General features: G+C 42.0%; 3 protein-coding genes. 2 read left to right on the plus strand and 1 reads right to left on the minus strand.

The features are described 5' to 3' along the window. Window positions 1-369: transposase (locus E2L07_RS20050; protein ID WP_166740145.1), on the plus strand; the 369-nt coding region annotated here is incomplete at its 5' end. A 535-nt stretch (window positions 370-904) separates the two neighbouring features. Further along, on the plus strand, window positions 905-3,019 hold the full coding sequence (locus E2L07_RS20055) for a glycoside hydrolase family 52 protein (RefSeq protein ID WP_134230480.1): 2,115 nt from the start codon (window positions 905-907) through the stop codon (window positions 3,017-3,019). 305 nt (window positions 3,020-3,324) lie between these two features. Here the strand turns inward: E2L07_RS20055 and E2L07_RS20060 are convergent. Further along, window positions 3,325-4,788 (minus strand): transposase (locus E2L07_RS20060; RefSeq protein WP_134228578.1); only part of this gene is annotated, 1,464 nt, incomplete at its 5' end.

A 4,788-nucleotide genomic window follows, 5' to 3' on the forward strand; every position in this document is an offset into this window, starting at 1 on the left:
GGAGATGTATTCTCTCCAAAAGATATCGTTCGTACGTACCAAAAAAGAGGGACGATGGAGAACTACATCAAGGAAGCTAAAAATGGTTTTTATTTGGATAAAATGAGCAGTCACTCTTTTCAAGTGAATGAAGTGAAAATGATGGTAAGCCTGTTAGCCTATAACCTAACGAATTGGCTACGTACGCTTTGCTTTCCAGAAGCACAAAAAGGGATGCAAATTGAAACCATACGTACAAGGGTCATTAAAGTGGCTAGTAAATTAGTGAAATCAGGACGATCCCTTTACTTTAAATTGTCCTCTAGTTTTGTATACCAAGATTTTTTCTGGAAAGTACTTCAGCGGATTCAACAGCTAAAGCTAGGATAAAATCGAAAAATCCTGTTTTTTAAACACGATTTAAGACCAAGGGAGAAGTATGCCCAAAAACAGGCATTTTTCCACTCCTCATTCTAGAAAGATGCTTTTCAGAAGAAAAATAACCATGATTCTTTCAAAGGGATCGGGAATCTAATCGTTTTTGGCCTAAAACCCTGATTTATGTTCGAGGTATGAATAATTCAGGCTCTAGTTTTGTATACCAAGATTTTTTCTGGAAAGTACTTCAGCGGATTCAACAGCTAAAGCTAGGATAAAATCGAAAAATCCTGTTTTTTAAAACACGATTTAAGACCAAGGGAGAAGTATGCCCAAAAACAGGCATTTTTCCGCTCCTCATTCTAGAAAGATGCTTTTCAGAAGAAAAATAACCATGATTCTTTCAAAGGGATCGGGAATCTAATCGTTTTTGGCCTAAAACCCTGATTTATGTTCAAGGTATGAATAATTCAGGATAAATATATCTTTAAGGCTACTATCTACAATATTTTGTGATTAATTTCGCTACAGAAAGGGCTAATGCTTTATGTTTACACCTAAAAATATATTTTTTAACGCACATCATTCACCTGTAGGCGCATTTTCAAGCTTTACATTAGGTTTTCCCGGCAGCGGAGGGGGCCTGGACCTGGAGCTGGGCCGTTCTCCAAAGCAAAACGTATATATTGGACTTGAATCGGAAGAAATAGGGAAGTATGAAACTCTGCCTTTCCATCTCGACGCGGAGAGTGAAGCAGCCCGTTACGATCTAGAAAATCCGGACCCGAACCAGAATAAACCTCAAATTTTGTTTCCTTTCGGGAAGGACGAGATTATGAGAGATTTCAATGCTGGCACGGATACATGGAAAGCAGGTGATTTAAAATTTACTATTTACTCGCCTGTACAAAGCGTTCCTGATCCATCGAAAGCTTCGGAGGAAGAACTGAAAGCAGCAATTGTTCCGGCTGTACTTGCAGAGCTCACCATTGATAATTCACGTGGCAAAGAACAGCGAAGAGCTTTCTTCGGCTATGAAGGATCAGATCCATACAGCTCCATGAGGAAAATTGATGATACATCCAGCGTAGCAGGAGTGGGGCAGGGAAGGTTAACGTCCATCGTTTCCAATGACCCCTCTGTAAAATCCGCCCTCCATTTCAGCATGGAAGATATCCTTTCAAATCCATTGGAAGAAAATTGGACGTTTGGGTTAGGAAAAACCGGTGCTTTAGTTGTTGACGTTAAGCCTGGTGAAGTGAAAACAGTTAGGTTCGCGGTCTGCTTCTTCCGTGGCGGTGTTGTAACAGCGGGGCTTGATACAGAATATCTTTACACCAAATTTTTCAAAACCATCGAAGAAGTGGGAGAGTACGCGCTCGGACAGTTCGATGCGATTGCTGCTAAAGCAGCAGAGTCTGATGAATTAGTTGCCAACAGCAAGCTGTCAGATGACCAGAAATTCATGATGGCTCATGCGATCCGTAGCTACTATGGCTGCACACAGCTGCTCGAGCATGAAGGGCGACCATTATGGGTCGTGAATGAGGGCGAATACAGAATGATGAATACTTTCGACCTTACTGTTGACCACCTATTTTTCGAACTGAAAATGAATCCGTGGACAGTTAAAAATGTCCTTGATTTATTTGTCGATAGATACAGCTACGAAGACAAAGTCCGCTTCCCTAGTAATGATACAGAATATCCAGGCGGCATCAGTTTCACACACGATATGGGAGTAGCGAATACTTTCTCCCGTAAAAATTATTCTTCTTATGAACTATACGGACTTGATGGATGCTTCTCGCATATGACTCAGGAGCAGCTTGTTAACTGGCTGTTATGTGCTTCCGTTTATGTTGAGCAAACAGGGGATAAAGAGTGGAAGAAAAGCAGGTTGCCAGTTTTCGAGCAGTGCTTTGAAAGTATGCTGAACCGCGACCATCCGGATCCCGAGAAACGAAACGGGCTTATGGGACTCGACAGCACGCGGACGATGGGCGGAGCGGAAATCACCACTTACGACAGCCTTGATGTTTCCCTGGGACAGGCCCGAAATAACATTTACCTAGCAGGAAAATGCTGGGCAGCCTATGTTGCACTAGAAAAAATCTTTGCTGAAGAAGGTCTCGAAGAGCTGTCAAAAGCTGCAGGCGAGCAGGCAGAGAGGGCCGCTAAAACTATTTGCGGAAATGTAACTGAAGGAGGATACGTTCCGGCAGTTATCGGAGAGGGTAATAACTCCAAGATTATCCCTGCGATCGAAGGGCTTGTCTTCCCTTATTTTACAAACTGCCGGGAAGCTTTAGACAGAAACGGTCGTTTCGGTGAATATATTCAAGTGCTGGAAAACCATCTGGAAGCAGTCCTAGAAGAAGGGATTTGCTTATTCCCTAACGGAGGCTGGAAAATTTCCTCAACAAGCAATAACTCGTGGCTGAGCAAAATCTATTTATCTCAATTTATAGCCCGCCATATTATTGGACTGGAGTGGGACGAAAAAGGCGAAAGAGCAGACGCGGCCCATGTGGAGTGGCTTACTCATCCGACATTATCTGTCTGGAGCTGGAGCGACCAGATCATTTCCGGCGAAATCGCAGGCAGCAAATATTATCCTCGCGGCGTAACAAGCATTCTCTGGCTAGAGGAAATAACATAAGGTTCGGTTTTGGCAGGGGGCGGGCAAGAATTATTTGAAGAGAGGGAAACCTCTCTTTTTTGAGTTCAATTAAATAACTCCTATTATCGGACAAACACACTTGCCTGTAAGGGTTATGCTTCATATGATGTAATAGGACCGAAACTTCATAATAGAGTCTCGGAATAAATAACAATTTTCCGGGTGAAATGAACCAAAATTACTGGAAATTGGATTGGAATGGCCTGCACACTCATTATTTTCATTGTATTTTCAAAAATGTGCATGACAAAGAAACCTATTGCCATTATTTTTTTAAAAATTGACTAGGCGGCTTTAGGAAAGATGATTTCTTCAATATTTAACTGCTCTTTCTGACTGCTGTACCAAGCATCGATGTGCTGACACATCATTATGGCGTATAGGCGAATGTACCACATTTTTGTTGACCGGTGGCGTCCAGATTCCAAGTGATAATCTATTTTTTCTCTTTTATTAGAACGTTCAACAGAGGTTCTTCGTTTGTATATAAGTTTCCACTTTTCAGAGGACCTTGGTGTTTTGGTAAATAATCGTAGATTATCCTCTCTGAATGTATGGAATGTCCGACCATATTTTGCTTTTGAACACGGTGATGAGCATGTATTTTTGGTACCGCAAGCAAGTGGACAACGCCATTTTTGCCGATTTTGAGATTTGTCAAACCCGTTGGGCTTCATCTCCTTCCCAATCGGACAGATTGGAACACCTGTTGGAGATATTTGAATATCACTTTCTGTACTAAAGTTCTTCTTTGTTCGAACATTTAAATCGATGAAGGGTTCCACATTTTGATGTTCAAGTAGCTCATAAATGGCCTCAGCATCGTGCGCTGCATCAAGAAGAATTTTATCAATCGTGCCCAAGGTGTACCGTTGCGAAAATTCAATTGAACTAACCACTAGGCTGACTGAATCATGCCGGGAAGCAGGATGCAGCCGTGGATATAGCGGTAAGTCGTATTGGCTATCGCTAGTGGATATCATGTAGAGATGATATCCGTTGAAGTACTTTTCCTTAGAACTATCCCAGCCTGAGTCGATGTCGGGTTGTGAATACTGGCGTGGGTGAGTACAGTTCGTTAGTCCTTGGGCACTACAATTACAGGTTGATTTACTTCTCGGGTACCTAGCTGTTTCAATTGGTGTCCCATCTCCAACTACACCTAGAGCTTCGGGATCCCCAAGAAGACCAAGTTTCGTAGAAACCGCTAAAAATTGGGATTGAAAAAACTCAAATAATCGGTCTCCTGGCAGTTGTTTTTGTTTGGAACCATAACGCATTGCCCGATCAACGAGTTTACGAACAATTCCGGGATTCTTAGGTTCAGCTTTTTCACCCTTTTTAGGCTTCTTTTTCTTTTTTGACTTTTTCTTTTTAGGTTTGACCTTCGGCATAACATTCGGGCTTTCGAAGGCCCATAAACGTTTGAAAAAGTCTTCAAATGTTCCAACACCTGGTGTGTCACCGGGTTCAAAACCGCTAAGAATTGCATACAACGGAACGCGACGAAGTTGATCAACCCAATGAGTAATACCTTTTGTAGGTTGAACAAATAATGAAAGCAGATAAGAACGCATCATAGAAGCAGGGTCACGAGGCTTTGGTCCCTTTTTGGAATAGGAATCACCAAGCCATGTAGTTACCGAAGAGAGATCAGTTATCCAAAGCTTTTTAATTACTGGCCAATCCTTATTAACAAGGGTAAGAATGCCGCCAGAATAATGGGCATTTAACTGATTTAGAACGAA

The sequence above is a fragment of the Halalkalibacterium halodurans genome, assembly GCF_004376175.1.
Taxonomy (GTDB): Bacteria; Bacillota; Bacilli; order Bacillales; family Bacillaceae_D; genus Halalkalibacterium; species Halalkalibacterium halodurans.

Bases quoted from the DNA above. Each gene is read 5' to 3' on its own strand.
- E2L07_RS20055 (WP_134230480.1), top strand. From the start codon at position 905: ATGTTTACACCTAAAAATATATTTTTTAACGCACATCATTCACCTGTA.